Origin of the sequence: Nocardia sp. CC201C, assembly GCF_030010695.1 — a bacterium.
GTDB lineage: Bacteria > Actinomycetota > Actinomycetes > Mycobacteriales > Mycobacteriaceae > Nocardia > Nocardia otitidiscaviarum.
Genome location: NZ_JASCXP010000672.1, coordinates 1 through 2,131, shown reverse-complemented (window position 1 = coordinate 2,131; position 2,131 = coordinate 1). Strand labels below are relative to the sequence as shown.

Genomic DNA, 2,131 nt, shown 5'->3' with positions numbered 1-2,131 from the left:
CGCGGCGAGCGGCGGGTGGGCGCGGCGACGCGCATCGAGGTGGTCACCTCCGGGCTGCTGGTACGCCGGTTGCAGGGGGATCCCGAGCTGTCCGGGGTGGACGCGGTGGTTCTCGACGAATGCCACGAACGCCATCTCGACGCCGATCTGCTGCTGGCGCTGCTGCTCGACGCGCGGGCCGGACTGCGCCCGGACCTGCGGGTGCTGGCCACCTCCGCCACGGTGGCCGCGGACCGGCTGGCCGCGCTGCTAGGCGAGGACGAGACCGCGGCCCCGGTGCTGGAGGTGCGCGGGCGGACCTATCCGGTGGATGTCGCTTATGTCCCGCCGCTGCCCCGCGAGCGCACCGAGGCGCAGGTCGCCCGGGTCACCCGGACGGCGCTGGCCGCCGCCGACGGCGATGTGCTGGTCTTCCTGCCGGGCGCGGCGGAGATTCGCCGCACCGCCGACCTGCTGTCCGGTGTGGACGCCGATATCGTCCCGCTGCACGGCCGTCTCGCCGCCGCCGCACAGGACACGGCCCTGCGCCCCGGCACCCGGCGGCGGATCGTCCTGTCCACCGCGGTGGCCGAATCCAGTCTCACCGTGCCCGGGGTGCGCGCGGTCGTCGATTCCGGGCTGGCGCGCGTCCCCCGCGTCGACCACCGGCGCGGACTGTCCGGCCTGGCCACCGTCCGGGTCTCGGCGGCGGTGGCCGATCAGCGCGCGGGCCGCGCCGGCCGCGAAGCACCCGGGTGGGCCTGGCGCTGCTGGCCGGAATTCGAGCACACCACCCTGCCCGCCTTTCCGGAGCCGGAGATCCGCACCGCCGATCTGACCCGGCTCGCCCTGGAACTGGCGTCCTGGGGGATTCCGGACGGCCACGGCCTGGCCTGGTGGGACGCCCCGCCGCCGGGCGGCCTGTCCGCCGGACGGGAGGTGCTGCGCGCTCTCGGCGCGGTGGACGCCGACGGTGCCATCACCGCGCGCGGCCGCCGCATGGCCACCGTGGGCCTGCACCCCCGCCTGGCCCGCGCCCTCCTCGACGGCGCCGCCCTCGTCGGCCCCCGCCACGCCGCCGAGGTGGTGGCCCTGCTCGACGACGACACCCTCGCCACCGCCACCGATCTCGCCGCCGCCCTGCGCACCCTGCGCCGCGACCGCCCCACCCGCTGGCAGCGCGAAGTGCACCGCCTCACCCGCCTGCTCGACCACCCCGGCACCCCGACCGACGAGCCCACCTCCCATTCGTCCACCATCGGGACCTCCACCGAACCACCCTCTCCCACAGCGATATCCGACCACGCGAAGGAAGAAACATCGCCCTCGACCGCGCACGAGCCCGCGGCGGACCCGCAAGCACACATGACCCCCGACCTCGCGAGGACAACGGACCAGCGAGAGGACCGGGCGGGCGACCGCGCGAAGACGGTGGCCGATCGCGCGAAGACCGGTGACACACGAGCGTCAAGGCCGCACGGCCACGTGACAACAGCAGATACGCAAGCGCATACGGCAGGCGGTCCCACGAAATCAGCCGACCGGCAGGCTCGAACGGTGGCCGATCGCACGAAAACGGCTGACACACATGCTCGCACGGCGGGCGATCGCGCCAGAGCAGCGGACAGACACGCCGATACGGCGAGCGATCCCGCGAAAGCAGCGGACAGACACGCCGATACGGCGGGAGATCCCGCGAAGACGCCGGATACGCGAGCGCGTGCGGTGGACGATCCGGCGGTGGTGGTGGCGCTCGCGCATCCGGAGCGGCTGGCGCGGCGGCGGAGTGCCGGGTCGGCGACCTATCTGACCGCGGGCGGCACCGCCATGGTGCTGCCGCCAGGGTCGGGGCTGGGGGACGGCGAGTGGCTGGCCGTGGCGGTGGCGACGCGCGATCCGGGCCGGGCGGAGGGGCGAATTCGGTTGGCCGCCACGGCCGATGCCGAACTCGCGGGGCAGGCCGCGCCCGCGCTGCTGGCTACCGCGGACGAGGTGGACTGGGTCGACGGGGAGGTGGTGGCGCGGCGGGTCGAGCGGCTCGGCGCGATCACGCTGTCGGCGCGACCGCTGCGCGATCCCGATCCGGCGCTGCTGGCGGCGGCGCGGCGGCGCGGGGTGCGGGGGCCCGGGGGGGGGCGGCTGCGCGGGGGTG

Annotated in this window: 1 protein-coding gene; it reads left to right on the top strand. The window is 75.7% G+C overall.

The window, feature by feature from the left end:
* Nucleotides 1-2,131 (top strand): helicase-related protein (locus QK444_RS35755; protein ID WP_282786466.1); only part of this gene is annotated, 2,131 nt, incomplete at both ends.